This is a genomic window from Streptomyces sp. XD-27, assembly GCF_030553055.1.
GTDB lineage: Bacteria > Actinomycetota > Actinomycetes > Streptomycetales > Streptomycetaceae > Streptomyces.
On sequence record NZ_CP130713.1, the window covers coordinates 3,937,053 to 3,964,051 of the forward strand.

27 protein-coding genes and 1 pseudogene are annotated in these 26,999 nt (G+C 71.0%); 9 read left to right on the forward strand and 19 right to left on the reverse strand.

Going from position 1 to position 26,999, the window contains the following annotated elements:
* Positions 1–65: 65 nt before the first annotated feature.
* The 6 genes from Q3Y56_RS16885 to Q3Y56_RS16910 all read right to left on the reverse strand — a co-directional run bounded on the left by Q3Y56_RS16885 (position 66) and on the right by Q3Y56_RS16910 (position 4,608).
* Positions 66–296: a hypothetical protein gene (locus Q3Y56_RS16885; protein WP_304462737.1), complete on the reverse strand. Its 231-nt coding sequence runs from the start codon at positions 294–296 to the stop codon at positions 66–68.
* Between the two features lie 149 nt (positions 297–445).
* The gene (locus Q3Y56_RS16890) at positions 446–1,090 is read right to left on the reverse strand and encodes a hypothetical protein (protein WP_304462738.1); all 645 of its coding nucleotides are present in this window, start codon (positions 1,088–1,090) and stop codon (positions 446–448) included.
* A 9-nt stretch (positions 1,091–1,099) separates the two neighbouring features.
* Positions 1,100–3,436 (reverse strand): hypothetical protein, encoded by a 2,337-nt coding sequence (locus Q3Y56_RS16895; RefSeq protein ID WP_304462739.1) that lies wholly within the window; start codon positions 3,434–3,436, stop codon positions 1,100–1,102.
* Positions 3,437–3,465: 29 nt separating this feature from the next.
* Positions 3,466–3,870: a DUF6507 family protein gene (locus Q3Y56_RS16900; protein ID WP_304462740.1), complete on the reverse strand. Its 405-nt coding sequence runs from the start codon at positions 3,868–3,870 to the stop codon at positions 3,466–3,468.
* A gap of 77 nt (positions 3,871–3,947) precedes the next feature.
* Positions 3,948–4,256 (reverse strand): pore-forming ESAT-6 family protein, encoded by a 309-nt coding sequence (locus Q3Y56_RS16905; protein WP_304462741.1) that lies wholly within the window; start codon positions 4,254–4,256, stop codon positions 3,948–3,950.
* Positions 4,257–4,275: 19 nt separating this feature from the next.
* Entirely contained in the window at positions 4,276–4,608 is a 333-nt protein-coding gene (locus tag Q3Y56_RS16910; RefSeq protein ID WP_304462742.1) for a hypothetical protein, read from the reverse strand.
* Positions 4,609–4,817: 209 nt separating this feature from the next.
* Between Q3Y56_RS16910 and Q3Y56_RS16915 the strand changes: the two genes are divergently transcribed.
* The gene (locus Q3Y56_RS16915; RefSeq protein WP_304462743.1) at positions 4,818–5,951 is read left to right on the forward strand and encodes a hypothetical protein; all 1,134 of its coding nucleotides are present in this window, start codon (positions 4,818–4,820) and stop codon (positions 5,949–5,951) included.
* A 78-nt stretch (positions 5,952–6,029) separates the two neighbouring features.
* Here the strand turns inward: Q3Y56_RS16915 and Q3Y56_RS16920 are convergent, their stop codons facing one another.
* Together Q3Y56_RS16920 and Q3Y56_RS16925 are read right to left on the reverse strand one after the other, a co-directional pair.
* Entirely contained in the window at positions 6,030–6,236 is a 207-nt protein-coding gene (locus Q3Y56_RS16920; protein ID WP_304462744.1) for a DUF397 domain-containing protein, read from the reverse strand.
* 12 nt (positions 6,237–6,248) lie between these two features.
* Positions 6,249–7,103: a helix-turn-helix transcriptional regulator gene (locus tag Q3Y56_RS16925; protein WP_304462745.1), complete on the reverse strand. Its 855-nt coding sequence runs from the start codon at positions 7,101–7,103 to the stop codon at positions 6,249–6,251.
* A 140-nt stretch (positions 7,104–7,243) separates the two neighbouring features.
* Between Q3Y56_RS16925 and Q3Y56_RS16930 the strand changes: the two genes are divergently transcribed.
* Together Q3Y56_RS16930 and Q3Y56_RS16935 are read left to right on the forward strand one after the other, a co-directional pair.
* Positions 7,244–7,672, forward strand: a complete 429-nt coding sequence (locus Q3Y56_RS16930) for an ATP-binding protein (RefSeq protein WP_304462746.1) — start codon at positions 7,244–7,246, stop codon at positions 7,670–7,672.
* 141 nt (positions 7,673–7,813) lie between these two features.
* Positions 7,814–9,727: a serine/threonine-protein kinase gene (locus Q3Y56_RS16935; protein ID WP_304462747.1), complete on the forward strand. Its 1,914-nt coding sequence runs from the start codon at positions 7,814–7,816 to the stop codon at positions 9,725–9,727.
* A 64-nt stretch (positions 9,728–9,791) separates the two neighbouring features.
* On the opposite strand, the gene Q3Y56_RS16940 is transcribed toward Q3Y56_RS16935, so the two are convergent.
* Positions 9,792–10,034 (reverse strand): SCO5918 family protein, encoded by a 243-nt coding sequence (locus Q3Y56_RS16940; protein WP_304462748.1) that lies wholly within the window; start codon positions 10,032–10,034, stop codon positions 9,792–9,794.
* A gap of 300 nt (positions 10,035–10,334) precedes the next feature.
* On the opposite strand from Q3Y56_RS16940, the gene Q3Y56_RS16945 reads away from it, so the two are divergent.
* Entirely contained in the window at positions 10,335–10,538 is a 204-nt protein-coding gene (locus Q3Y56_RS16945) for a cold-shock protein (RefSeq protein WP_197987712.1), read from the forward strand.
* A 92-nt stretch (positions 10,539–10,630) separates the two neighbouring features.
* Here Q3Y56_RS16945 and Q3Y56_RS16950 read toward each other — a convergent pair whose 3' ends face one another.
* From Q3Y56_RS16950 to Q3Y56_RS16965, 4 genes are all read right to left on the reverse strand, one after another.
* Positions 10,631–11,899, reverse strand: a complete 1,269-nt coding sequence (locus Q3Y56_RS16950) for a HAMP domain-containing sensor histidine kinase (RefSeq protein ID WP_304462749.1) — start codon at positions 11,897–11,899, stop codon at positions 10,631–10,633.
* A gap of 192 nt (positions 11,900–12,091) precedes the next feature.
* Positions 12,092–12,769: a two-component system response regulator CseB gene (cseB, locus tag Q3Y56_RS16955; RefSeq protein WP_304462750.1), complete on the reverse strand. Its 678-nt coding sequence runs from the start codon at positions 12,767–12,769 to the stop codon at positions 12,092–12,094.
* Positions 12,770–12,782: 13 nt separating this feature from the next.
* Positions 12,783–13,250, reverse strand: coding sequence for a hypothetical protein (locus Q3Y56_RS16960; RefSeq protein ID WP_304462751.1), 468 nt, complete (start codon positions 13,248–13,250; stop codon positions 12,783–12,785).
* Positions 13,251–13,295: 45 nt separating this feature from the next.
* Positions 13,296–13,853, reverse strand: coding sequence for a hypothetical protein (locus tag Q3Y56_RS16965; protein WP_304462752.1), 558 nt, complete (start codon positions 13,851–13,853; stop codon positions 13,296–13,298).
* Positions 13,854–14,074: 221 nt separating this feature from the next.
* Between Q3Y56_RS16965 and Q3Y56_RS16970 the strand changes: the two genes are divergently transcribed.
* On the forward strand, positions 14,075–16,606 hold the full coding sequence (locus tag Q3Y56_RS16970; protein ID WP_304462753.1) for a SpoIIE family protein phosphatase: 2,532 nt from the start codon (positions 14,075–14,077) through the stop codon (positions 16,604–16,606).
* Between the two features lie 101 nt (positions 16,607–16,707).
* The gene (locus tag Q3Y56_RS16975; protein ID WP_304462754.1) at positions 16,708–17,163 is read left to right on the forward strand and encodes a tellurite resistance TerB family protein; all 456 of its coding nucleotides are present in this window, start codon (positions 16,708–16,710) and stop codon (positions 17,161–17,163) included.
* Positions 17,164–17,183: 20 nt separating this feature from the next.
* On the opposite strand, the gene Q3Y56_RS16980 is transcribed toward Q3Y56_RS16975, so the two are convergent.
* Positions 17,184–17,615, reverse strand: coding sequence for an ankyrin repeat domain-containing protein (locus Q3Y56_RS16980; RefSeq protein ID WP_304462755.1), 432 nt, complete (start codon positions 17,613–17,615; stop codon positions 17,184–17,186).
* Positions 17,612–18,490 carry a helix-turn-helix transcriptional regulator gene (locus tag Q3Y56_RS16985; RefSeq protein WP_304462756.1) on the reverse strand — a complete coding sequence of 293 codons (879 nt, stop codon included), beginning with the start codon at positions 18,488–18,490 and terminating at the stop codon, positions 17,612–17,614. The genes Q3Y56_RS16980 and Q3Y56_RS16985 overlap by 4 nt, the downstream gene beginning before the upstream one ends.
* Before the next feature lie 402 nt (positions 18,491–18,892).
* On the opposite strand from Q3Y56_RS16985, the gene Q3Y56_RS16990 reads away from it, so the two are divergent.
* Entirely contained in the window at positions 18,893–20,416 is a 1,524-nt protein-coding gene (locus tag Q3Y56_RS16990) for an MFS transporter (protein ID WP_304462757.1), read from the forward strand.
* A 61-nt stretch (positions 20,417–20,477) separates the two neighbouring features.
* On the opposite strand, the pseudogene Q3Y56_RS16995 reads toward Q3Y56_RS16990, so the two are convergent.
* The 3 genes and pseudogenes from Q3Y56_RS16995 to Q3Y56_RS17005 all read right to left on the reverse strand — a co-directional run bounded on the left by Q3Y56_RS16995 (position 20,478) and on the right by Q3Y56_RS17005 (position 24,242).
* A pseudogene (locus tag Q3Y56_RS16995) lies at positions 20,478–21,489 on the reverse strand (M56 family metallopeptidase).
* 3 nt (positions 21,490–21,492) lie between these two features.
* Positions 21,493–21,945 carry a BlaI/MecI/CopY family transcriptional regulator gene (locus tag Q3Y56_RS17000; RefSeq protein WP_304462758.1) on the reverse strand — a complete coding sequence of 151 codons (453 nt, stop codon included), beginning with the start codon at positions 21,943–21,945 and terminating at the stop codon, positions 21,493–21,495.
* 41 nt (positions 21,946–21,986) lie between these two features.
* Entirely contained in the window at positions 21,987–24,242 is a 2,256-nt protein-coding gene (locus Q3Y56_RS17005) for a translation factor GTPase family protein (protein ID WP_304465653.1), read from the reverse strand.
* 220 nt (positions 24,243–24,462) lie between these two features.
* On the opposite strand from Q3Y56_RS17005, the gene Q3Y56_RS17010 reads away from it, so the two are divergent.
* Both Q3Y56_RS17010 and Q3Y56_RS17015 read left to right on the forward strand, forming a co-directional pair.
* A complete protein-coding gene (locus Q3Y56_RS17010) occupies positions 24,463–24,750 on the forward strand; it encodes a hypothetical protein (protein ID WP_304462759.1) in 288 nt (95 codons plus the stop codon).
* Between the two features lie 113 nt (positions 24,751–24,863).
* A complete protein-coding gene (locus Q3Y56_RS17015; protein ID WP_304462760.1) occupies positions 24,864–26,117 on the forward strand; it encodes a S9 family peptidase in 1,254 nt (417 codons plus the stop codon).
* Here the strand turns inward: Q3Y56_RS17015 and Q3Y56_RS17020 are convergent.
* The gene (locus tag Q3Y56_RS17020) at positions 26,095–26,964 is read right to left on the reverse strand and encodes a geranyl diphosphate 2-C-methyltransferase (protein WP_304462761.1); all 870 of its coding nucleotides are present in this window, start codon (positions 26,962–26,964) and stop codon (positions 26,095–26,097) included. The genes Q3Y56_RS17015 and Q3Y56_RS17020 overlap by 23 nt on opposite strands.
* Between the last annotated feature and the right edge of the window lie 35 nt (positions 26,965–26,999).

The window sequence follows — 26,999 nt, forward strand, 5'->3', positions numbered from 1 at the left end:
CCAGCCCGACTATCCGAACGGATCCACTCCGCAGCCAGCTAAAGAGCCCCGCTGGGGCATCAACGCTAGGACGCCACGATCAAGCGGTCCGGTGCCACCCCATCGCGCCCCCAAGTCACAGCAACCTTGCTGGCAACCGCCAGATACTGGTTGTGCTCGACTCCACCATCAAAGCGTGTCCGCCGAGCCATCTTGTCCAGCACAACGACGCGCTCGACTCCTTCGGCACCCATGAACTTATAGCGGACCTCCTGGTCGCTCTCGTATACCTTCTCGACTTCCGCATAGATCGCCACGTTTCACCTCCCCTGGCAGTAGCCCGGCAACGCAGCAAAGAACCCGCACATATCCTTTGTGTGATCGACCTATTGATGCCACTGCAAGGATGTGAACGAGTGACGCCCACATGAGTGGCCAAGAGTTGAACTCGTTCCTTGCCGAGAATTCAGAGTCGACTTGTCAAATCGGGTCCCATTCCATCCTCGTACGCTTCCGGAATCGCGAGCCCCTCTGGCGTGGCGGCACCGAAATAGGTCGGCTCGCCTGGCTCGGGAGAGACACCGAGCAGGTTGGCGAGCTCCTTGAGGGCGGCCGCAAGCCGGGGAGCGTTATGCCGGTAGACGTCGGGATGCGGCCGGCCGGAAAAATCGTACCAGCCCCAAATGTCATGGTGCACGGACAGTTCGGCCGAGAGCCCGACGGGGGCCGGATCCACCGACAGATCCATCAGTCGCGGCTCTTGGCGGGCCCTTCCCGCCTCGTCGAGCCATGTTCCTCTGCCGATGACGCGCACGTCACCGATCTCGGCAGTGGGGAATGCTGTGGGGCGACTGCCGAGCAGCCGCTCCGGAAGACTTGAGTCTCCCAAGGGCGTCGTGAGCTCAAGGCTACTGGTGATACCGGTGGGACCCACATCCAGGACGTACCAGCTGCACTCCAGCTTGAAAGGGGCGAGAAGCTCAAGTCGTGCGAGCGCCTCACTCATCCGCGCCGCTGTCGTTAGAGCTGACTCCAATCCGGGTTCGGCGTACTCATCAAGATCCCAGAACCAGGAACCGCATTCCTGCGGTGCGCGCATCAATGTCGACATGATTGTTCCTTAGGGGAAGATGCGTCCGTTTGGCGGGACAGTGATAGACCCGTCTGTGAAGCGCAGGAGAAATACCCCTCCTGACTTTCGCGCCTGAGACTCGGCCACATTGAACATCTTGGGGGTGAGGCTTCCCATCGGTTGATGTACGTCCAGGATAGCCACTCGGTGACTCATCCCTTCATGTGCCAGTTGCTTTGCAGCCTTCTTAGCAGCGCTGTTGATACCCTCGATCGTGTCGACGTCTTTGAGCTGGTAAGCGTAGTCGATGGAGCCGTCAGGGTGGCGCGTGTAGACATCAAGGTCGAACGTGGCTGTATCAAGCTCCACTCCGACCCGACCTGCACCTCGAGCCTGCAAGTCCTCGGCAAGCCTTATGGCCATATAGGCAGCGGGAACCATGCCCTTCTGATTCTTGGAGGGCCCCTGCTTGCACATGTCGAGGAGCTTGCCGTAGCCCTCCACCTCACGCAGGTGTCCCCGCGCGATCCTCTCGGCCACCGCCGCTCCGTACGGGTCCTTGCGTAGGGCACGGAGCACGGACGCCTGATCGCGGGCGTCCATTTTGGCCCGCGCGAGTTCAGCAACGACCCCGGCCTCCTGCTCGGGCTCCATACGGCCCGCGTGGGCCTGCGCGGAGTCGTTGATGTCCTTGCTGTACTTCGCCGGATCGATATCAGGAGGTCCGTCCGAAGCGCCCCCATGTGAGGGCAGCTCATTCGCGGGCGTACCGTCCCGGCCATCGACCCCATTGTGAGCGCCATCAGCCCCGCTGTCGCCGCTGCTACCGTGCTGGCCGGTGCGGGTACCGCCCTCCGCCGCACCGGTGGCCCCGTCGTCAGATATTCGTCCCGGAGCCTCATGCTCACGAGAAGGCGGCAGATCGTGCCCGCCCTGCGGCTGAGAATGATTGGCCGCATGCCCCGAAGGCTCGCGGCCGGTCGCCCCTGGCGGATCGCCCGCCTGGTTCGTGGCGTTCAGTTCGTTCCCGCGCCCGCCCACGCCGGCCAGCTCGTGGTCCCTCGCAAGGGAATGGTCCTCGCCCTGGAGCCGCTCAGCGGCAGACGACTCCGTCTTGGGTATCGCGCCCTTCCGGAGGAGCTGACCGTTCTCGTCAAGGAGTGCGCCGTCCGACTTGCGGATGTAGACGAACTCGTGGTCATTGATCGGGACCCGAACCGTCTTGTCCGGCATTTCGACGGCGTTGTCCAAGGCGTGTTGCACACCGGTGGGGTTGGGGCCGTCTGCCTTGATCAGATTGTCCAGATTGCCGAGGATGGTGGAGAGCTTGGGCAGCGGTATCTTCCCCAAGCCCTTGCTGACCCCCTTGAACACATACGTCATCGGGTCGACCAGGCGCCCGCCCTGCCGTATGGCGCTCACCGCCTTGGCGGCCTTACTCGCCGCGTGGGCGGCCTGCCCCGCCTTCGCCGGGGCAGCCGCGATGGTCAGTGCGTTGAAGACCGTGACGCCGACTGCCCGGGACGGGTCCTTCTTCCATGTGTCATACGCCACCACACCCTTGGCGGTCTCCACAGCGACCCGCTTGCTCTCGCGCATCCACTGCGGCAGGTACTTATCAGGAATGACCGCCATCTGTGGAACAACGATGAATGTCGCCAGCTGAGCCAGGCCCTTCCAGGCGGCCCCCGCCTTGTCCCAGCCGTGGACCCCGATAAGGGTGAGGAGCCCGTTGATGGTGCCCCACACGCCATCGACGATGAACCCGTCCCACACCGCGACCTTGAGATTGTGCGGGTGGTACCAGTTGTACTTCCGCTCTACGGGGCTACCCCACGGGGGCTCCTCGTCCTCGTCAGGCATACCCGCGCGCGCCTGGTACGCCTCCGCTTGCTCCTTGAGCGTCTTGCCGCCGTGCAGCATGGCGATTTTGTCGTGGGCCCGCTGCTCGGCCGCTTGGAACGCCGCCACCGCGGCCTCCACGCCCTTGTAGATCGCGTTGTGCTTCTTGACCTTGTCGTCGTCCTTATCCCAGTCGTCGTCGTCCGCCACGCTCGCCATGAACAACGACGCCTGAGTCTGCAGCGACTTCAACTTCTCGACGATCGGCTTGATCTCGATCGCGTAGCTGTCCAGCGCGCTCCAGATCCACTCCAGCTCACCCGCGAAGTCGTCGGCGGTGTCGCGCACCGGCGCAGTGGACGCGAAGAGCTGCTCCGCCTCCGGCGCTTCGTAGAACGCCTTCAAGCCCTGGAAACCGGTGTGAATGCCCGAACCAGTCTTCCGGATCTTGCCCGCGATCGTCTTGAACGCCAGCGCGTCCTTCTCCAACTGCTCCAGATTCCCGGTGAACTGCGGAATCCCCTGGACGTCTATGTGCTTCACGGCTTGAGCACTCCCCCCTCGTCCATCGGTCAGAACTCCAAAAACGGCCGGGCGTTCCGCTGGCTCAGCGCCGCCATCTGGAGGTTCCCCTCGACGTAGTGGGTCGTCGCGTTCGTCGCAGCATTCAGCGACATGCTGGCGCGGCTGGCCATGTACGACAGCGAATCGCCCCGCGCCTCGAAGTACGCGGCCAGCGCCATCGCCACGGGACCCAGTTCCTTGGCGTACGCGTCGCCTGCCGCCTTCATCCCGGTGTTACACGGGTCCCGATGCACATCGTTACCGAGGATGGTGCCTGCCGATGCCGCCGCCCTCTCCACCAGCTTCTTGAGGGTCTCCCCCTCACCCTTGAGCTGACCGGCGATCTCACCGGTCTTGATCAGAACACTCCGCACACCGGGCGGATCTATGTCCCAGTCCTTGTCCTTGCCCATGGTCCCCCCAAGTCGTCCAGTCCAACGCTGATGGCTGGTGCCGAGCTGTCAACCAATGAGAGCCCGGCGGCCAGTCATCAACCGATCGCGTCCACCGCCGCCTTGGCCCGCGCCAGCGTCTGCTGCGCGGTCGCGTCGTTCTTCTCCAGCGTGGTGCGCACCAGCTGAATGATCGACCTCACCTCGGCGGCCGCTTTGTTCCAGCGGACTTCCTTCGCGTGGTACTCCTCCGAGACGCCATCCGCCGCGAAGTCCGCCATCGCGGCCTTCACCGCCCGGTCCCGGTCGTTGAGCACCTGCTCCAGCTGGGCGATGACGACGGCGATGTTGCCCTGCGCCTCGCCGGAGGCACCGGAGTCGTAGCTATTGCGGTCCTGGCTCGCCATGTTCTGGTTCCCCCCTGTCTCAGCGCCCGGAGAACCGGGCAGCGTCGAAGTTCGCCGCGGCCAGAGACGTCTGTGCATTGTCGGCCGACTCCTGGTCACCAGTGCGGAATGCCTTGTCCATCCCCGACTGCCCGCCCAGGATCTGCGAGAGCGCTCCGTTCAATGCTGAAGTAATTTCATCAGCGTTCAACTTAAACGCGTCGAAGGCCCGCTTACCCGCTCCGTTGAAACGCCCCTCCAACGGCTCAGCCGCGGCGACGAGCTGGCGGATCAAGACGCCCAGGTCGTTGCTCGAACCAGCTGTCTGCGTCGTCAAGGACGACAACGCCGTACTGCCCATATCGAACTTCATGCCCCACCCCGCATCAGATCGTTGGCCATGCCACCCTACAGTTTGGCACTGACATGCCAGCAACCGACTTCACGACACGCATAGATGGACTACGAGACCGACCCGTCCGGTTCCCATCGGTCGCCAGGGCGCATACCTCGCCATGTGGCAGCATCGGCGACTGGTTCGGGGTCAGGTGCCCCGGGCCGGATTCAGCTATTGGGGGAAACATGCGCAAGTCGATAGCCGGGATAACTCTGGCCGTGGCGGCTGCGGTCCTGGTCTCGGGGTGCGGGGGCAGCGAGGATGGGGACAAGGACTCCAGCAGGGATACGGGCACCGATTCAGGCAAGGAGAAAACGAGCAAGTCCGCACCGGCCAAGCCGCTGCCGGTCGAATCGACGGTACGGCAGGCAACGTGGACGAGCTCGATCGTGAAAGGCACGGAGTCGCGCGATACAACGCACCAGCTGAAGATCGCGCCCAGGCGGCTCACGCAAGGCACGGCGGCCGATCTGGAACACGTACCGCTGGGCGACGAACTCCAGGGCATGGTCCCGCATTACCTGACCGTCAGCTACACCAACACCGGTTCAGAGCCGCTGATCCATCCGGACCCGGAGGACAACTTCACGATCACCCTCGCGGACGGCACTCCGGGCAAGGTGTTCTCCCTCTCGGAGACAACCCCGCATGCCTCACCCTCGGGTTCGGGCCAACCAAACAATTGCGACGAGTCCGGCGGCGGCGAATCACTCGACGCGGGCGCTACTGCCACCAGGTGCCAGGTCGTGATGCTGCCCAAGGGGCACAAGCCCGCGACCGTCGCCTACTCCGACGAGGCCGGCGGCACTCTCCTGTGGAAGGTGGGGGACGGAAAGGGCGACGGCAAGCTGCTGCCCGCTGGCAAGACCGCCGACTCGGCATGGAAGGACAGCCTCTCCAAGGGCGAAAGTGTCCCCATCCGCGTCACGCCCAAGAGCGTTCGCGCCGGGAGCCTCGCCGACCTGCGTGACTACGACCTGGGTGACGACCGCAAGAATCTCGTGCCGTGGTACGTCACGCTTGAATACCGCAATGTCGGCAAGGAGGAGCTCCTGCCGATGATGGATGATGACGGCGTCGGCGTACGCACCGCCGGCGGCCTCGATGTGCAGTCGGCGAACCTACTCGACCTGTCCTTCTCGGGAGAGGGGGACGGCATCGACGGGTGCCGGGGCCACGCCTCGAAGGACCGTCTGCGGCCGAACTCGGCGTTGTCCCTCTGCACCATCCACCTGATTCCGAAAGGTGACCGCCCCGCGGTGGTCTCGTTCCGTGGAAAGGGCAAGGCGGCACATCCGCTTGTGTGGCGAGCGAGCTGAGGTCTGCGGAGCTGCCAGCGGCTCCGGGCGCATTGCGCGAGCGTCCGGGGCCCGTCATTGCAGCGTATGCGGCGCGCGTTAGATGGCGAGTTCCGTGAGAGTGTCGAAGGCCCCGGCCTTGGCGGCGCGGATGAAAGTGCCAAGGCGGGCGGGGGTGGTACGGAGTGCGGTTCCGGGGTTCTCGCTCTCGCGGAGTCGAACGGTGCGGTCGGGTGCGGTCGCGAGGTTAAGGCAGTTGCTTGCCCCTTGGCAGTAGGAGGACTTCTGCCAGTCCAGTGTGGACATCTTTCCTGCCTTTCAAAGCGAGCGTGCGATTTCACGGATGAAGTCGCGTGACTCCTCCGGCTTAAGGGCGAGCGCTTCCATGCGGTCCAGGACGCTACGGTACGTCTCCAGCTGTGCCGGCGCATCGAGGAATACGGGCCCGTGGATGTGGTCGAGCTGAACGGTGTCGAGCTGCGGAACTGGGCCGATGCTGTAGCCGATCGTCTGTCCTGGCGCGGGGAAAGCTCCTGCCTCGAACGGGAGGGCGTGGATCGTGACGTGGTCGCGTTCACCCATCGCGAGGATGTGGTCGAGTTGCGCCCGCGTGACCGCCCTGCCGCCGAACTGCATGCGTAGGGCCGCTTCGTGGATGATCGCCGTGTATTCGGTCGGGTCTTCCCGGAACAAGACCACTTGGCGCTTGATCCGGTGAGAGATGCGGTGCTCCACCTCGTGCGGCGGAAGCGGGGGTGCGGTCTGCTGAAAGAGCGCGCGTGCGTGGTCGACGGTCTGGAGCAGGCCCGGCAGAGTGGCCGTTTGGACGGTACGCAACTTCACTGCGTTGTGTTCGAATTCGGCCAGGTCCAGGAAGCCGTTGGGGACGACGCCCCGGTACTCCTCCCACCAGTGGTGACGCCTTCGCTCGCCCGTCATGCCGACGAGGGCGTCGATGAGCGCCTCGTCCGCGCAATGGTAAGCACGGGCGAGTGCCCGCACCCGATCGGCGCTGACGCCGAAGCGGCCGGTCTCGATGTTGCTGATTTTCGGGCGCTCGGTGCCCAGCCGGGCGGCGGCTTCTGCTGCGGTCAGGCCAGCGCGCTCGCGCAGCTTCCGCAGCTCGGCGCCTAACCGGATCTGGCGCGCCGTGGGGGCGTTCCTCGGTGGCATGGTCCCTCTTCCGTCGTTCGCTCACAGTGTGCCGTTGTCACCCACACAGGTCGAGTCAGACCAGGTTTCCGGAATCGGTAGCACTTGTCTGCCCGATGCCCCTACCGTGAGTGTCACGTCACTCACTCCACGGAGGCGTCATGAGCCATGACCTGCCCCAAGACTGGGCGTACTCCCTCGAGTTCGCGCACACTCCCCTCGCCCCGCACATCGCCCGGCACACCATCCGCCTCATCCTCGAAGCCCATGGCGCAGCCGAAATCGCCGACACCGCAGAGCTGTTAACGTCCGAGCTCGTCACCAACACCGTTCACCACGCCGAGGGCCCGGCCTCCATGCGCGTCGTGCGCAATGGCGACAAGGGCGTGCGGGTCAGCGTCTACGACACCAACCCGCATCTGCCCACCCTGGACGCCGGCTGCTACGACGACTCCGAGACCGAACACGGGCGCGGCATCGGCCTCGTCGCCGCGTTCGCAGATGACTGGGGCGGGTGCGCGATCGGGCCCGGGATCTTCGGGGGCGGCGGCAAGAGTGTGTGGTTCGAGCTCGGATCGGGGGTCGGCTGATCCGAGCGGTCCGGCCTCGACCGGGCGGCCCGCAGGAACCGTTCTGCTATAGGGTCGGCACCTGTTACGGGATGGGGGACCCGTTGGCCTCTCCCGTCCGCGCAGCGTGTCGCACTGAGGACTGGGCGAGGGAAAGTTCCGATGAACTCTCAGCAGAATTGGCCGGATCCGCCCGCGTCTCCCGGCGGGGCGGCCACGCCTCCGCCGCCCACCGTTCCGCCGACGGCCGCCGGTTCCGCTCCCGCCGCCGCTGCCGTGCCTGACGCGGCGCATGGTGTCTTCTCTCCGCTCGCCCCCGACGACCCGCGTTCGGTCGCCGGCTACCAGATCAGGGCGAAGTTGGGCGCGGGCGGCATGGGCAAGGTGTATCTGTCGTACACGCCCGGCGGGCGGGCCGTCGCGATCAAGGTGATCCGGCCCGACTTCGCCCAGGATCCCGAGTTCCGGCGCCGGTTCACGCAGGAGGTCGAGGCGGCGCAGCGGGTGCAGGGGCTGTTCACCGCGCCGGTGATCGACCGCGACACCGACGGGCCGAACCCCTGGCTGGCCACCGCCTACATCCCGGGGCCCTCGTTGCACGCCGCCGTCGCGGAGTTCGGGCCGCTGCCGGTGCCGACCGTCGTGCTGCTCGTCGCCGGGATGGCCGAGGCGCTCCAGGTGATCCATGGCGCGGGCATCGTCCACCGCGACCTGAAGCCCGCGAACGTGCTGCTCGCGTCCGACGGGCCGCGGGTCATCGACTTCGGCATCGCGCGGGCGGCCGACGCGACGTCACTGACGGCCAGTGGGGTCACCGTCGGCTCGCCCGCGTTCATGGCGCCCGAGCAGGCGTCGGGCACCGGGTGCTCGCCCGCGACCGATGTCTTCGCGCTCGGCCAGGTCGCCGCGTACGCCGCCACCGGAACGCCCCCGTTCGGCGAGGGCACTTCGACCGCCGTTCTGTATCGGATCGTGCACGAGGAGCCCGACCTGTCGCGGGTGCCGCACGAGTTGAGGGAACTGGTCTCCCGCTGTCTGGCCAAGGCCCCGGAAGACCGTCCGGGCATCGCCGAGATCATCGCGATGTGCTCGGCCGCGTCCGCGCAGACCTCGCTGCGCCGGCCCGAGGACTGGGTGCCCGGCGCGGTCGCCGCCGACATCACCCGGCGGACCAACGCCCCGGTTCCGCAGCCCCCGCCGAGTACGGCGCCCGTCGGGCCCACGCCGACCGCCCCGGACATCGCGCCGCCCCCGGCCGGGCACGCGACGCCGCCTGCCGCGGTCCCGTCGACGGCGGTCCCGTTGACGGCAGTCCCGTCGACGGCAGTCCCGTCGACGGCGGCCCAGCCGGGTGCGTTCGGTGCGGCCGGGGGCGCGTTCACCGGCTACCAGCCTGCGCAGGCCCCGCAGCCGGGCCCCGCGCCGTACCCGCCTGCGGCCTCAGCGATGCCGCAGCCCGGAGCCGTCGCCCCGGGCCCGCCGCCCAAGAGGCGCCCGGGACCGATCCTCGCGGGAGCGATCGCCCTCGTCCTGGTCACCGCCGGAGCCACGGCCTTCGCCATGACCCGGTTGAAGGACGACGACACGGCGAATGCCCAGCAGGCCGACGGCGGCGGGCCGAAGGAGAAGGGGGAAGGGAAGGAGCAGAGCCCGGGCGACAAGCCTGCGGATGACGCGAGCGAGTCTCCCGCGCCCACGCCCCAGCCCACCGCCGACACCTACAAGGGCGTCAACCTGCCCGAGGGGTACAGCCTTGAGTTCAGCGATGACCCGGTGCGCCCGATCAGCGGCATCGGCCATGACATCGGGTACTGCACCTATGCCGGCGGGGCCGCTGACCTGTGCACCGACTTCACCCAGACCGTGCTCCTCGACCCCGGCCAGAAGGGCAGCCACGAGGTGTGCTCCAGCGACACCCGCTACGGCACCCGCGTCCCCCTGTCCAAGTTCAGCGCGGGCAGGCAGGTCTGCCTCACGACCCAGGACGGCGTCCTCGCCATGCTCACCATGCGCGGCAAGGCCCCCGCGGGTTCGACCAGCGACTACATCACGCTCGATGTGACCGTCTGGCGGTGACGTGGTGCCGGTGCCGGGTGCCCGAGTCGGCGCCGGAGTCGGAGTCGGAGTCGGAGCCTGCGGCTCAGACGCCTGCGCCGGTGCGGCAGGTGAAGCCCAGCTTGCGCATCGCGCGGGTGACCTCGAAGGCGGTGAAGTCGCGGCGGTCCTGGCGGGTGACCACCGCGCCGACCTGCATGACGGGGTAGCTGCGCCGCCCGATCACGACACACTCGCCCGCGGCGGGCTCAGGCTTGATGCCGCTCATCGCCTGCTCCACCTCGCTTGCGGTGAGATCGAAGGGGTAGCCGGCGATGATGCAGCGCATACGGCCTCACCAGGAGAGAAGGGACGGGAAGAGTCTGACCAGGGTCGCACACGCGGGGTCGTGCGGGAAGCTCTACGCGGGCATCTGAAAATTCTCGGGAAAAAACCCGCACGGCCGAGAAATCTGTGCTACCTTGGATTTTGTTGCAGTTGTGGTACCCATGAACTTAGTGTGCGCCTGACGGGATGTGACCCTCGGGCGCGTTTTGTTTTTCCGGTCTCTCCGGATGGGGTCATTACGGCGACCAGAGATTCGCAGAATTTGCGGATTTCCGTACTGCCCCTATTTAAGGAGATCGACATGGCTACTGGCACCGTGAAGTGGTTCAACGCCGAAAAGGGTTTCGGGTTCATCGAGCAGGACGGCGGCGGCGCCGACGTCTTCGCGCACTACTCGAACATCGCCACCCAGGGCTTCCGCGAGCTGCGGGAAGGCCAGAAGGTGACCTTCGACGTCACGCAGGGCCAGAAGGGCCCGCAGGCCGAGAACATCGTTCCCGCCTGACTCACCCCTGATTCACGCCTTCGGGCTTGATTCACGTGTGATTTTTCGGGAGGCGTCGGCTACGGCGCTCCCCGCAGCAGGGCCCGCACTCCTCAAGAGTGCGGGCCCTGTCCCGTATCCGGCGCCAGGTCCAGCGTGACCCTGGCGCCGCCGGTCGGGGGGTTTTCGTACGTGACGCGGGCACCCAGGACCTGTGCCTGGCCTTCGACGATCGTCAGGCCCAGGCCGATGCCCGTGCCCCGCTCACGCGCGCCCGTACGGAAGCGGCGCGGGCCCTCGGTCAGCAGGTCGGCGGGGAAGCCCGGGCCGTGATCGCGCACGCTCACCGCATGGCCGTCCACCTCCAGGGTCACCGGTGCGGCGCCGTGCCGCCGCGCGTTGCTGATCAGGTTGATCAGGATGCGCTCGACCCGGCGCGGGTCCGTCTCGACAGTCGCGTCCGTACGGACCGTGACGTCGACGTCCCCCCTGACCGTTGCGTCGACGTCCCCGGCGGAGCCGCCGCCGTCGCCGCCCGCCGCTGCCGCCGCCCTGCGCGCCAGCGTGCTCAGCCGCACCGCCTCGCGCTGTGCCTGCTCCACGCCCGGGACGTCCAGGCGAGCCACCTCCAGGACGTCCTCGACCAGGCGGCGCAGTACGTCCACGCCTCCGCTGACCAGTTCGGCCGGGCGGCCCGGGGGCAGGAGACCGACGGCGGTGACCAGGCCGGCCACCGGGGTGCGCAGTTCGTGGGCGATGTCGGCGGTGACGCGGCGTTCGGCCTCCAGGCGGGCGCTCAGGGCGTCGGCCATGGTGTTGACGGCGGCGCCGAGGCGGGCGATCTCGTCCTTGCCCTTGGGCTCGACCCGCGCCGTCAGGTCGCCGTCCGCGATCCGCTGCGCGGTGCGCGCGGACGCGCCGATGCGGCGTCCGGCCGTGGCGGCCACGGCGATGCCCAGCCCGCAGCCGAGTGCGGTGGCCGCCGCGCCGGAGCCGAGCAGCACCTGGTCGAGGTCGGTCAGGGCCCGGGTCTGCTCGGCGTAGGAGCGGCGTACGGCGAGGACGTCGCCGTCGATACGGGCGGCCGCCCACATCACCGGGTCCCGGCCGCCGCCGGGGTGCTGGAGATACGTGGCCCGCACCGGGCGGCGGGTGATCGTCTCGCGCAGGGTGGCCGGCAAGCCCCGTGGATTGACCAGGGCGCCGCTGTCGATCCCGGCCGCGTAGTCGTCCAAGGCGTCCTGGAGCTGGGCGTCGGCCGCGCGGGCCGCGTTCCTCCGCTGGTCCTCGGCGGTGCGGTGGTGCACCAGGAGGCCGATGAGCGTGGCGACGATCGCGGCGGTCCCGGCGATGACCAGGGCAGTCTTGGTGCGTAGTCCCATGGGTCCCGTCCGGTGTTGTCTTCCGGTGTCCTGTCCGGTGTCATGGCCCGGCCCGGTGTTGTGTTCCTGCCCGGTGTCGTGGCCCGGCCCCGGTGTTGTGTTCCTGTCCGGTGTCGTGTCCGGTCCCGTATCCGGTGTGTCGTGGCCCGGTGTCGTGCCCGTGGCGCGTCATGACGCGTCACCGGTGACGCGTCACGTCGCCAGCTTGTAGCCGAAGCCCCTGACCGTCTCGATGCGGTCGCGGCCGATCTTGGCGCGCAGCCGCTGCACGTGGACGTCGACGACGCGCGTGTCGCCGCCCCAGGCGTAGTCCCACACGCGCTCCAGCAGCGTCGTGCGCGAGAGCACCACGCCCGGCTGGGCCGCGAACTCCAGCACCAGCCTGCGTTCGGTGGGGGTCAGGTCGAGCAGTCGGCCGTCCCGGCGGACCTCCATGGAGGCGGTGTCCACGGTGAGGTCGCCGAACCGCAGCGGTGGTTCCTCCTCGGGCGGGCCGCTGCCGGGGAAGTCCGCGGCCCGGCGCAGCGCCGAGCGGATGCGGGCGACCAGTACGGGGATGTCGTACGGCTTGGTGACGTAGTCGTCGGCGCCCGCCTCCAGGCCGAGGACGACGTCCACCGGGTCCGTACGGGCGGAGATCAACAGCACCGGCAGCCGGCTCTCCTCCCGGATGCGGCGCACCAGGCTGACCCCGTCCAGGTGCGGCAGCATGACGTCCAGGACGGCGACGTCGGGGGCCCGGTCCCGGAACAGCGCCAGCCCGGTGAGGCCGTCGGACGCCGTGCGGACCTCGTACCCGTACGTCTCCAGGGAGAGCTGGGTGGCCTCGCGGAGCAGCGGGTCGTCCTCCACCAGCAGCACGTCGGTCATCGCTTGCGGCTCCTCAGGGTTCGGGGACCGGTAGCCGCGCGTCGCGCAGTTCGGCCGCCTGATCGGGTGGGAGGTGGGCGGACCGTACGGTGGCGCGGGTGTAGTACGCCACGTTTTCCCGGTCCTCCAGGCGGCTGAGCTCGACGGTGGCCGGGTAACCGTCCTCGCTGCACTTGGTCGTTGTGCACCACAGGCCGCTCACCCGTCCGGTCGCGACGGCCTTCGCCCGGCCCCAGTTCCGCCAGCTCAGCTGGAAGAGCCCCGTGTGCTCCGTGATGCCGAGGTTCGTGGGGCGGCGCAGCGGGCGGCCGGCGGCGTCGGCGACGTAGACCGGGCGGCCGGCGCCCCGGGTGAGGCTGGGCGCCGGACCCTCGACATGGGGCCGGTCATCGGGGCCGCCGCAGCCCGCCGTGCCCAGGGCCGCCAGCGTCAGCGCCAGCAGGGGCGCGAGGGTGGCCGCGGCCTTGGGTGTGAGGTGCATCGGGACCCTTTCGCTCGAGCGGCACGCGGGCGGCCGCCACACGCCTCAGCGGGTGGCGAGCGGGCGCTTGCCCTTGAGGTCCTCGGAATCGTACGAGCCGGGCTTCCCGGACAGCTTGAGCCGGAAGCTGGAGAAGACCTTCTTCCCCTTGACGGTCTTGGGGTCCGAGAGCGTGACGGTCGCGTTCAGCGGCTTGTCGAGGCACTTGTCCAGGCACCAGGTGCCCGTGACCTTTCCGGTGCCCACGGCCTTCTTCGAGCCCCACTGCTTCCAGTGCACGCCGTGGATCGAGGTGAACTCGGAGAGCACCAGGTTCTTGGGGCTGCGCACGGCCCGGCCCTTGTCCGCGTGCTCCTCGCCGTAGTGGTTGACGACGTACGGGGCCGTGCTGGCACGGGCGACGCTCGCGGTACGGGAGATGTCCTCGGAGGCGGCGCCTGCCGCGTTCTTGTCGCTCTTGCCGCTCTCGCCGCAGGCGGTGGTGAGCAGGCCGAGGGCGGCGACACCGGCCAGGGCGGTCGCCATGGCCGCCGGCCTGGCGCGGCGGGGCGTGGTGGTGCGGGTGCGGGTGCGGACGCGGGTGCGGGTGCGGGTGCGGTTCATAGCCGGGGCTCCGGTTCGATTCGGATCGGTTCGTCGGTTGGTGTCTCAGAAGCTATGAGCGGCGCTTCTCGGTGGCCTGTCAGCCATGTAACGGCCGTTCATCGGCTGCTGTTACGTGATCGACATACCGTGGCCCGCATACGGGATCCCCGACCGCGACGGCGCACCGCGCTCAGGGGCATGCTGGTGGGGTAGAGGTCTCGAAGGCGAGATGAGCGACCATGGACACACCGGCTGCCGTGGCCGTGGTGGGCCCTGACGGGGCGCTCACCAGCTGGAGCTCCGGCGCGCAGCGGCTTCTGCGGTACTCCGCCGCCGAAGTGGTGGGCCTGCCCGCGGCCGGTCTGCTCGCGTCGCCGCTCCCGGACGCCGCCCGCGCGCGGCTGGCCGCCCGCGAGAGCTGGTCCGGTCGGGTGTCGCTGCGCGACCGCGACGGCGGCCCGGTGGAGTGCGCCCTGCGGGCCCGCCCGCTGGTCGACGGCGACGAGCGGACCAGCTGGCTGCTGGAGGCGGCGCTGCACGTCGACGAGCGCACCCTCGACCGCGCCGACGAGCCCGCCGCCGACGACCCCACCGAGGCCCGGCTCCAGAGCTGGGCGTACCTCCAGTCCCCGTTCGCCCAGGGCATCTTCGACACCGACGGCCGGATCCGGCAGATCAACAGCGTCTTCGAGCGGAACGCCGCCGCCTCGACGCGCGAGCTGCGCGGACTCCGACTGGACGAGGCCCTGCACGGGCCGGCCTTCGAAGCGGACCAGGCGCTCATCGACCGGGTCGCGGCGACCGGGCGGGCCGAGTACGTCGAGCGGTTCGTCCACCTCCCGGGCGAGCCGCAGGCCCACGCCTGGGCCATCCACGTCTCACCGCTCAAGGACCCGGCGGGGCTGGTGCACGGCGTCATGCTGTCGTCCCTGGACTTCACCGAGCAGTACAACGCGCGCGAACGGCTGGCCCTGCTCAACGAGGCCAGCAGGCGGATCGGCAGCAGCCTGGACGTCACCCGCAACGCCCAGGAGCTGGCCGACGTGTCCGTCCCCGGGTTCGCCGACTTCATCTCGGTCGACCTGCTGGACGCCGTCCTGCACGGCGACGAACCGGCCCCGATCCCGGCCGCCGGCCCCCTGCGGCTGCGCCGTGCGGCGCTGCGCTCCATCGTCGATCCGGCGGTCGAGACGGGCCAGCTGGCCGACTACCCGGCCAGTTCGCCGCCGACCCGCTGCCTGGTCACCGGCCGGGGCGCGGTCCACCTGGTCAGCGACCCGGAGATCTCGGCCTGGATGACGCAGGACCCCGTCCGCGCCGCCTGGGTGCGTGAGCACTGGCCGCACTCGTTCGTGGTGGTGCCGCTCCAGGCGCGCGGCACCAACCTGGGCGTGGTGATGTTCGCCCGCCTGGACTCGTCCATCGATCCGTACGGTCCCGCGGACCTGGAGATCGCCGAGGAGCTCGCCGGGCGCGCCGCGGTCTGCATCGACAACGCCCGCCGGTACACCCGCGAGCGGCACACCGCGCTCGCCCTGCAGGAGAGCCTGCTGCCGCGCAGCCTTCCCGAGCAGGCGGCCGTCGAGGTGGCCAGCCGCTATCTGCCCGCCGGTTCGCTGGCCGGTGCGGGGGGCGACTGGTTCGACGTCATCCCGCTCTCCGGCGCCCGCGTCGCCCTGGCCGTCGGCGACGTGGTCGGCCACGGCATCCACGCCTCGGCGGCCATGGGACGGCTGCGTACCGCCGTACGCACCCTCGCCGACGTCGACCTTCCGCCCGACGAGCTGCTCTCGCACCTGGACGACCTGGTGATCCGCCTCGGCGCGGAGAGCGGCGGCGAGGCGGACGACACGAGTGGCGGCCTCGGAGGGACCGGCGGGCTCCGGGCGACCGGCGGCCTCGGGGCCGGCGACTTCGGCGGCTCCAGCGACCTCGGCGCCACCTGCCTGTACGCGGTCTACGACCCGATCTCCCGCAGGTGCGCCATGGCCAGCGCCGGCCACCCGCCGCCCGTCCTGGTGACGCCGGACGGCACGGTCGACGTGCTCGACCTGGCACCGGGCCCGCCGCTGGGCCTGGGCGGGCTGCCGTTCGAGGCGTACGAGCTCGATGTGCCCCAGGGCAGCCTGCTGGCGCTCTACACGGACGGCCTGATCGAGGCCCGCCACCGCGACATCGACGACGGCCTGCGCACGCTGTGCAACGCGCTCTCCGACGCCGTCCCTCCCCCGGAGCGGACTCTGGGAGGTGCCCCCACTGCCCCCACTGCCCCCACTGCTCCCACGCTGGAGCGCACCTGCGACACCGTGCTCAAGGCGATGCTGGACACGCGGCCCGCCGACGACGTCGCGCTGCTCGTCGCCCGTACCCAGGCGCTGGACGCCGCGCACGTCGCCGTCTGGGACCTGCCCGCGGACCCCGCGGTGGTCGCCGAGGCGCGCGTCCGGGTCGCCGACCAGCTGCGGGTATGGGGACTGGAGGAGCTCACCTTCGTCACCGAGCTGGTGGCCAGCGAGCTGGTCACCAACGCCATCCGGTACGCCACCCCGCCCATCCAGCTGCGGCTGATCAAGGACCGGTCCCTGGTCTGCGAGGTCTCCGACGCCAGCAGCACCGCGCCGCATCTGCGCCGGGCCCGCACCTTCGACGAGGGCGGGCGGGGTCTGATGCTGGTCGCACAGCTCACCGAGCGCTGGGGCACCCGGCACACCGGCACCGGCAAGACCATCTGGGCCGAGCAGGCCACGGGCCGTGCGGGGCCGCCGCACTGACCGGCGGCGCGTGCCGCACAGATTCTACAAGCGTGTAGATTTCAGTTCGGCGCGACAAACCCGACACACGCGCGACCGAGAGAACCGACGAGGAGATTCACATGGCTCTGTGGGACCGGCTCAAGGATTCGGCCCAGACGATGCAGGCTCAGCTCATGGCGAAGAAGAACGAGTTGAAGAGCGGGGCGTTCCGGGACGCGAGCATGGCGATGTGCGCCCTGGTCGCGGCGGCGGACGGCTCGATCGACCCGTCCGAGCGGCAGCGCGTCGCCCAGCTCATCGCCACCAACGACGTGCTCCAGAACTTCCCGTCGGACGACCTGCACCGCCGCTTCGAGGAGAACGTCAACAAGCTGACCGCGGACTTCGCCCTCGGCAAGGTCAGCGTCATGCAGGAGATCGGCAAGGCGAAGAAGAAGCCCGCCGAGGCACGGGCCGTCATCCAGATCGGCATCGTCATCGGCGGCGCCGACGGCTACTTCGACCCGACCGAGCAGGCCGTGGTCCGCGAGGCGTGCTTCGCGCTGGACATCCCGCCGGCCGAGTTCGACCTCTGAGCGGGGGCGGCGGGCCGCTGTCAGCCGGCCTCGTCCCGCGGCTTCGCCCCCGCCGCGAGCAGCACGGCCGCGGTCTCCGGGTGCGGGCCGCTCATCGCCCAGTCGAGCGGCGAGTGTCCCGTGCCGTGGTCCTCGCGGAGGTTCACGTCGGCGCCGTACGCGATGAGTTCGCGTACGGCGTCGGTGTGCCCCCAGCACGCCGCCCCGCACAGCGGCGTCCCTTGCTCGCCGTGCCCGCTCTCGGTGTCGGGCGGGGCCCCGGCGGCCAGCAGCAGGCGGACGAGGTGCGCCGCGCCGTTCACCGATGCCTGGTAGAGCGGCGTCGTGCCCTCCGGGTCGGGCGTCTCCGGATGGGCGCCGGCTCTGAGGACCGCCGCCACCTGCGCGGCGTCGTCGCGGATCACCGCGAGGACAAGGCGCTTGGACAGCTTCTTCTGCCGTCGCCTGTTCATGTCCGTTCCCCCTCCTGACCGGACGGCCCGGCGACCGCGCGTGCCGCGGGCTCCAGGCGGAGCATCGCCGCCTCGTCCGCGGTGCCCGGCGGGGCCTGGTAGACGACGAGGCGCTGGCCGCCGGTCCGGGCGAGCGTCATGACCTCGTACGTGAGCGTCATCATGCCGACCTTCGGGTGCGCGAAGGTCTTGGAGCCGCCGCCCCGCTCGCCCACGTCGTATCGTGCCCAAATCCGCGCGAAGTCCGGTGAGTTCAGGAGGAGTTCGCCCACGAGGGCCGCCAGCTCGGGCGATTCCGGGTCGGCGCCGCCGACCGCGCGCAGGTGCGCCACCGACTTGGTGACGTTCTCCTCCCAGGGCTGGTAGAGCGTGCGCCCCACGGGGTGCAGGAACAGATAGCGGGTGAGGTTGCGCTGTTCCGGCGGCCAGTCCCACAGGCCGGGCATCAGGCGACGCGCCGCCGGGTTGGCGGCCAGCGCGTGGTTGTAGCGGCTGACCACGTACGCGGGCAGCGGACGCACCGCCTCCAGCATCCGGAGGACGGATTCGCGCACCGTGTGCTCGGTGGTGGGCTGGGGTTGTGTGTAACGCCCCGAGGCCAGTTCGGCGAGGTCGTGCAGGCGCTCGTGGGCGTCTTCGCACAGGCGCAGGGCCCGGCTGAGCGCGTCGACGACGGCGGGTGAGGGATTGGTCTCGCGGCCGCGCTCAAGCCGCGTGTAGTAGTCGACGCTCACACCCGCGAGCGTCGCCAGCTCCTCGCGGCGCAGCCCCGGCGTGCGGCGGATGCCGGCGCCCGCGGGCAGACCCACCTCCTCGGGGGTTATCCGTGCGCGGCGCGCCCGCAGGTACCTGCCCAGCTCAGTGCCCTCTGACATCTGTTCATTGTCGCTCCTGGCCCCCGTGTTCGGGGGGCCGTGCCAGGGCCAGGAACGCGGCGCCCCGGGTGAACCACGGCCTGCCGCCGCGCGGGGCGGCGGCAGAGACTGGTCGACGTTGCGGGCGGCCCGGCCGCCGCGGTCCCAGGGGGCGCATGACGCCGGGCCGCGGACGCGGGGGCAGGTGCCGCCCGCACGGTGTGGGGCGGCCGCGCGCGCAGTTGCCTACGGAGTGGTGCCACCGGCCGGGCGCAGCCCCGCCGACCACCCGTCCCGCGCCACCGCTCGCCCCACCGACCGCCCGTCCCGCGCCGACCGCTCGCCCCGTGCACCGCGCACCGCGCCCCGTGCACCGCGCACCGCCGGCCCGTCCGTCCGGCCCGAACCGCAGGAGGTTCCCGTATGTCGTCCGCCCTTGCCTCACGGCAGCAGCGAAGGTCCGCCGCGCGTGCGGAACACCGTCCCGCGCCGCGGGCGTCGGCGCCGTCCCCGGGCTCCCCCACCTCCCCCGCCTCCCCGGCCTCCTCCTCCGTCGCGCTGATCGCCGCCCTCCTCGGCTTCACCGTCATCACCATCGACGTCTCCGCGGTCAACATCGCGCTGCCCGCCATACGCGCCTCGCTGCACGGCGGCATGTCAGGGCTCCAGTGGGTCGTCGACGCGTACACGTTGATGTTCGCGGCGCTGATGCTCTCCGCCGGGGCCCTCGCCGACCGGGCGGGCGCGCGGCGCGCCTACGCCTGGGGTGTCGCCCTGTTCACCCTCGCCTCGCTCGGCTGCGCCCTCGCCCCCGGCATCGGCCCGCTGATCGCGGCGCGCGCCGTCCAGGGCGGGGCGGCGGCGGTCGTCATGCCCGCCTCGCTCGCGCTGATCCGGCAGGCGTACGACGATCCGCGGCACCGCGCACGCGCCATCGCGCTGTGGACGGTGGGCGGCTCCGCCGCCGTGGCCGCCGGGCCGGTGCTCGGCGGCGTCCTCACCGAGGCCGCGGGCTGGCGCACCGTCTTCCTCCTGAACCTCCCCATCGGGGCCGCGATCCTGGTGCTCCTCGCCCGCACCGCGCCCTCGCCGCGCCGCCCCGCCCCCATCGATCTCGCGGGGCAGACCACCGCCGTCCTCGCCCTCGCCGGTCTCGCGTACGGGGTCATCGAGGGCGGGCACACCGGCTGGACCTCCGCGCCGGTCCTCACCGCGTTCTGCGTCGCGGTCGCCGCCGCGTTCGCGTTCCACGCCGCCGAGAAGCGGCACCGCGCGCCCGTGGTCCCGCTCGGCATGCTGCGGCAGCGGCAGGTCACCGTGCCCCTCGCGGTCGGCTTCGCCGTGAACGCGGGCTTCTACGGCGTCGTGTTCCTGCTCGGCCTCTACTGCCAGCAGCTGCGCGGCATGACGGGCACGGCGGCGGGGCTGATGTTCGTCCCGCTGGCGGTGGTCATCACGTCGATGAACCTCGTGTCCCCGCGGCTGGCGGAACGCGTGGGCCGCCGCGCGGTCATCGTCGCGGGCCAGGCGGTCCTGGCCCTGGCGATGTTCGCCCTGCTCCCGCTGACGGCCCACACCCCGCTCTGGCTGGTGCTGGTGCTGCTCATCCCCACGGGCATGGGCGGCGCGCTGGCCGTCCCCGCGCTCACCGCCCTGCTCATGGACGCGGTCCCCGGCCACCGGGTCGGCACGGCCTCCGGCCTGCTCAACTCCCTCCGCCAGACGGGCGGAGCCCTGGCCGTCGCGCTGTTCGGCGTACTCCTCGCGGGCGGCGGCACGGGCGAGGGCTTCTCCCTCCCCGGCATGCGCGCGGGCCTCGTCGCGACGGGGCTCACGCTGTGCGCGACGACGGCCCTGGCCGCCTGGCTGCTGCCACGGGACCGGCGCAGCGGAGAGGACCAGCGGGACCAGCAGAACCGACCGGACCAGCGGGACCAGCGGAGCTGAGAGGACCAGCGAGGCCGACAGGACCAGCGAGGCCGGCGGGACCGGGCAGGCCGCGCCCCGGCTAGAGCGGGGTCGCGGCCTTGAGGACGGCGAACAGGGCGAACGCGGCGTTCGCCGAGGACAGCGCGGAGACCGCCGTCCCCGCCGCGGCCGTCCACGCGGCCAGGCCCACCGCCGTGAACGCGGGCGGCCAGCCGCGCGCCGGGGGACGGGACCGAGCAGCGCCGCCACCCTGCGCGGCACCGGCCCCGGCGCGGCGAAGCCGAGCAGCGTCGCCGCTGGCGTGCCGTGTGAGACCAGCGCGGCCTTGCCGACGGCCCGCGCCACGACCTTCCGGTCGCCGACCGCGAGCGCCGCCTCCTCGTCCGCCCATCGCTCGGCGCTGTACGCCACCGCGGCGCGCAGCGGAAGCAGCAGCGGGTTCGCCCGCGCCGCCAGCTGGGCCGCCAGTACGTGGCGGTGGTGGCGCGCGGCGAGGTGGGCGCGCTCGTGGGCGAGCAGGGCCTGGCGCTCCCGGGTGTCCAGGCAGGCGAGCATCGCCTCGGAGACCACGATCCGGCCGGGGGCGCGACGCGTACGACCCGTCAGGGCCGTCAGGCCCGTGCGACGCGCGAAGCGCGCACACCGCGTACGGCTCGCGTCCGGCCCGCCGCCGGGCAGGGCGTACGCGTACGCCGTGGTGTCGGGCAGCACCGCGACCGGCGCGTCCGGCAGACCGGTGAGCGCGTCGTGCGCTCGCCGCCGTACCCGCCGGTGCCGCCACAGCAGGGCTCCGCACGCCGCGCCCACGGCGGCGAGGGCCCCGATGGCGGCCTTCCCCGCGACCTCGTCGTACGGCACCGCCGCGCGCACCTCGGGGTCCGACCAGCCGTCCGGCAGCGGGTTGCCGGGCAGCTGCGCCGTGCCGACGACCACGAGCAGCATCAGGCACAGCGTGCTGCACAGCGCCAGCACGGCCCCGAGGGCCGACAGCAGGCGGGTGGCGCTGCGCGGGTGGAGGTGCAGTTCGGCCAGGCGCGCGACCGGCAGCGCCGTTAAGGGCAGGACGAGGGCAGGAAGACGAACACACCCATCGGTCAGGCCTTCGGCTCCGCCGGCGGCTCGGACCGCCCTGACTCCCCCGGCTCCGCCGGGCCCGCGTCGCCGAGCAGGTCCCGCAGGAGCCGCTCGTCGTCGGGCGTCAGGGCCGTGACGAAGCTGGCCAGGACGGCCTCGCGGTCGCCGTGGCCGTCCAGTACCCGGCGCATCCGCAGCGCCGCCAGGCCCGCCTCGTCCGACGCCGCCCGCCACACGAAGGACCGGCCGACCCGCTCGCGGGTCACGGCCTGCTTGGCGTGCAGCCGGGACAGGATGGTCATGACCGTGGTGTAGGCCAGATCCCCCTCGATGCGCTCCTGGACCCAGGCCGCGCCGACCGGGCCGGGAGCCCCCTGGAGCGCCGCCAGCACCTGGGCTTCCAGCTCGCCCTGGCCCCGGCGGCGGGAACGCCTCGGCCAACCGACGCCGCCGGCTCCGTCCTGGTCTGTCACTTGGGCTCCTTCCCCAGCGGTCCATCGTAGAACGGGCCTCGTCATCCGCCCTCCCCTCGCCCGGCCACGCGCCGCACCACCCGCAGCAGGTATCCCTTGCGGTCGAGCGGATCGTGGTCCGTCCGCTCCCGGGTCGGGATCGCGCCGCGCACCGGCTGGTAGCGGTCGAAGGCGCATTCCAGCACGCCCTCGCCGCGCGTCAGGCCCGGCAGCCGCCGCTCCAGCCGGTGCACCGACGCGGCCGGGATCTGCCCCTCCAGCACGCCCTCGGGCACCTCCTCCGACACGCCCTCCGACACGCCCTCCGACACGCCCCCCGGCACGCGTGACGGCGCGCGGACGGCCGGTGACGCCTGCGGAACGGCTCCCAGCCGCGCCAGTACGGGCAGCAGCACCCCGAACGTGTCCGCCGGGGCCTCCAGGTGGAAGCGGTGCATGGGCTCGTACACCCGGGTGCCGGCCTGCCGCAGGGCGCTCATCAGGACCAGCGGCGTCAGCTTGCGGAAGTCGCCGGCGCTGCTCGACCACGTGCTCCAGCCGGACGGAGGGGGCGGCGTGTACGCCGAGTGCGTCAGGGTGACGGTGCAGTCCGTGACCGGCCAGCCGTGGATTCCCTGCCCCAGCGTCCGGTGCACGGTCTCCTCGACCGCCTTCACGAAGGACAACGGCAGCGACCCCAGCTCGATCCCCAGCCGGAACCGGACGCCGGAGCCGGCGGCCGCCGGCTCGACGCGCAGCCCGACCGTGGCGCGGAACGGGTTGTCCTCCCGGCCCATGAATTCCACGGCCGCGCCGGTGCCGACCGGCCGTTCCCGGCAGATCGTCGTCGTCTCGCGGAAGGTGACGTCGACGCCGAAGTCGTCCGCCAGCGTCGCCTGGATGACCTCCTTCTGCACCTCGCCGTAGAGGGACACCGACACCTCCTGCCGGATGTCGTCCTGCCGCAGGTCGATCAGCGGGTCCTGCTCGGCGAGCTGGGCGAGCGCGGCGTGCAGCGCGCCGCGGTCGCAGGCGCGGCGGGGGACGACGACGGTCTCCAGCGTGGGCGGCGCGAAGTGCCGGCGTCGTTCCGTGCCGCCGGGGCCGCTGGGTCCGCTGGGTCCGCTGGGTCCGCCAGGGCCGCTGGGGCCGCTGGGGCTACTGGGGCCGCCGGGGCCGCCAGGCCCGCCGATCGCGCCGACCGCGCCCGTCGCGACACCGGAGGCGTCACCGAGCGTGTCGCCGATCCGGATGCCGTCGAGCCCCCGGAGCGTGCCGATCTGCCCCGCGGAGAGCGACGTGCGCCGCACGGCCGCACCACCGTCGAAGACACCGACCGCGGTGACCTTGCCCTCACGCGCCGCGGCGGCCGCGCCGCGGTCGCGGCCCGCGCCGCCGTCGGCGCCCGCACCGCCGTCCGCACCCCCGCCGTCCGCGCCGAACCGCAGCACGTCCCGGGTCCGTACCGTGCCCGAGCGCAGGCGGACGTAGGCGATCTTCTCCCCGGCGGGCCCGCGTTCGACCTTGAAGACCGTGCCGGACACCGGCCCGTCCGCCGCCTCTCCCGCCGCCGCGGGCAGCAGCTCCCTGATGCCGGCGGTCAGCGCGGCCACGCCCGCGCCCGTGATCGCCGACCCGAAGAACACCGGGTGCACCAGCGCCCGCCCGGTCTGCGCCGCCAGCTCCGCGCGGAGCCGGTCGTACGGAACCGCCGCCTCGTCGTCCACGTACGCGGCCAGGAGCGATTCATCGTGCTCGGCGAGCCGTTCGACCAGCGCGGAGGTGAAGCCGGCGTCGGCGGCGCCGTACGGCTCGACGGCGGCCGCGCGGGTGCCCAGGCCCGTGACGGAACCCATCGGCACGATCGCCGGGGTCAGCTTCCCGGACATGCTCCGCAGCAGGCGGTCGTGGCACGCGCCGCCGCGGTCGATCTTGTTGACGAAGACGAGGGTGGGGATGCGCAGCCGCCGCAGCGTCCGCATCAGCACGCGGGTCTGCGGCTGCACCCCCTCCACGGCGGAGACGACCAGGACGGCACCGTCGAGCACGCTCAGCACCCGCTCCACCTCGGCGATGAAGTCCGGGTGACCGGGGGTGTCGATCAGGTTGACGGTGGCGTCCTCGACGGCGAACGACACGACCGCGGACTTGATCGTGATGCCGCGCCGCCGCTCCAGCGCCAGGGAATCGGTCCGGGTACTGCCGTCGTCGACGCTGCCGATCTCGTCGATGACCCCGGCGGCGTACAGCAGCCGCTCGGTCAGGCTGGTCTTACCGGCGTCGACATGGGCCAGAATCCCGAGGTTCAACGTGCGCACCAAGCGTCATGTCCTTTGAAGAAGTGGGGGTTTCCTTCGGGGCGAACATGAACGCAGTGCGCATGGGCGTCTCCTTTGCCGGTGACCTGTCGTCGGGCAGTGCAGCAGACGACGGCCCGGGGCGACAACCGATTAACCGGGGGACAATCGGTTTAAAACGCTACGCTGGACGTAGCCGGAGGGCGGCTGGAGACGGCGATCAGCACTGTGGAGGTGCGCCATGCCCCGTAGCCACCACTTCCACCTCGACCACGGCGACCACTCGATCACCGTGAACGTCGGACCGGGCCGGACCGGGGCGGTCGAGCTTCTGGTCAACGGCAAGGTCATCGCCTATCAGCGGGAGCACGACGTCGGGACGACCGTGCTGGCCGGCGAGCTGCCGGAGGATCCGGTCCACCCGTTCCGGGTGCTGCTGCACCAGCCGCGCCTCGTCCCGTCAGGTCCCCGGTGCGCCCTGGAGCTGGACGGCGTCGAAACGCCCATGCCTGAGCGAGCCGTCGTGTAACCCCGAATCCTGGCTCCACCGAAATCCTGGATCTGACCGGACCCTGGATCTGACCGGAATCTTGGCTCATTTCCGGATTCCCCACGGCCCCGGGCGGCCCCGACCATCGGCGTATGACGGAAACCGCAGCACCGACGGCCGCCGCCCGTATCAGCGCGGTGGCCGGTGCCGCCGCCCTGCTCCTGTCCCTCTCCGCCGCACCCGCACCCGCCGCACCACCGACCACGCCGCCGACGGCCCCGCGCGGCACGCTGCTGTCCGTGACGCCGCTGGGCCACGCGAGCCGCGCGGACGTGGTGCGGATCGTCTCCGGGGCGGGCGTGGACGCCGCCGCCGCGCGCCACGGCACCGACTCCTACCGGCTGACGTACGCCACCATCACCCCGTTCGGCGCGCCGACCACCGCCTCCGCGCTGCTCGTCCTGCCGGACGGTGGCGGCGACCGGCTCAGCACGGTCTCCGAGACCCACGGCACCATCGCCTACCGCGGCAGCGCGCCCTCCACCGGGGACGACTCCTCGGACATCGGCGCCCTGCTGTACGCCTCCGGTGGCCGGGCCGTGGTCGCGCCGGACTACCTGGGCCTGGGCACCGGGCCCGGCACGCATCCGTACGTGGACACCGCGTCCTCCGTCTCGGCCTCCGTCGACGCCCTGCGCGCGGCCCGTACCGCCGCCGGTGACCGCGGAAGGCGGCTCACCGCGGACGTCTACGCCACCGGGTTCTCCCAGGGCGGCCAGGTCGCCATGGCCCTGGGCCGCGAGCTGGCCCGCGGCGCCGAACCCCGCTTCCGGCTGCGGGCGCTGGCCCCGGTCGCCGGCCCGTACGACATCGAGGGCCAGGAGCTGCCCGCCATCTTCGACGGCCGGGTCAAGGGCCGCTCGGGGGTCTTCTACCTGACGTACTTCCTGGTCGCCCAGAACCGGCTGTGGCCGCTCTATGCCGACCCGCGCGACGCCTTCCGCGCGCCGTACGCGGACCGCGTGGAGGGGCTCTTCGACGGCGAGCACCGCAACAGGGAGATCGTCGAGCAGCTCCCCGGCAGCGTCGAGGAGCTGCTCACCGCGGAGTGGTACGAGCGGCTCCAGCACCCCACCGGCGCGCTCGCGGAGGTACTCCGGCGCAACGACGGCGTCTGCGCGTGGGCTCCCCGGGTGCCGGTCCGCCTGCACACCGCGCGGGGCGACCAGGACGTGCCCATCGGCAACACGGTCAGCTGCGCCAAGACGCTGGCCGAGCGGGGAGCGCACGCCACGGTGCTCTCGTACGGCGACAGCGACCACCACGGCACATACCAGCGGGCAGTGGCGTCCAACGCCCGCTGGTTCGCCCGGCTGGACCAGTTCAGATCCGGTCAGCCGCGATGAGCAGGTAGTGGAAGCTGCCCTCCTTGTACGCGGTCAGGAAGGCCTCCTCGATGCCGGTGGCCACCGAGGACTTCGCGCGCAGCTCCCAGTACGGGATGGTCGCCGAGGTCAGGTCGACGACGTTGATGGGCACGAGGCTGTTGGCCGCCATCGCCTTGAAGTACTCGCTGCGCGGGTGGATGTTGCACGTGTAGTGCTCGTCGATGCGGCTGACGGCCTTCGAGCGCAGGCCGGTGACGTCGTTGGAGCAGCCGGTGACGCACACGTACCGCCCGCCGTACTCCAGCAGCCGCGAGAACTCGGCGTAGAGCTCGAACAGGTCCACGTACATGGTGGTCTCGTTGGTCCAGATGCCCCGGCGGGAGCCGGTGTCGAACGCGGTGTCCAGCATGTTCCGGAAGTGGAACCGCACCTGGTCGGCCACGCCCCGCTGCGCCGCCTGGCTGTTGGCGAAGCCGACCTGGGCCTCGGAGATCGTCACGCCGTCCACCTGGCAGCCGAAGCGGGCGTTGGCCATGATGCTGGTGCCGCCGCGGCCGGAGCCGGCGTCCAGCAGGCGGTGGGCCGGGGCGATGGCGCCGAGGTGGTCGAGGAGGACATCGGCCTGGGCGGTCTCCAGGCGGTGCAGTTCCTCGATGACGCGCTGGTCCCGGGTGTCCTCGGGCCCCTCCAGGACGGACGGGTCGAAGTCGCCGATGCCGTAGTGGTGGTGGTACAGGCCGTCGACCTCGCCGAGCCGCAGGTTGACGGGGTCCTTCTCGGTGTTCCAGTACTCGGCGACGGACTTCTGGTACTCGGTGCGCAGCACGTCGTCCATGGCGGCGATCTCCGTCTGGGTGGTAGGCATGGTGCGAGGACTCCTTGCGTACGGAGGGGGTTCAG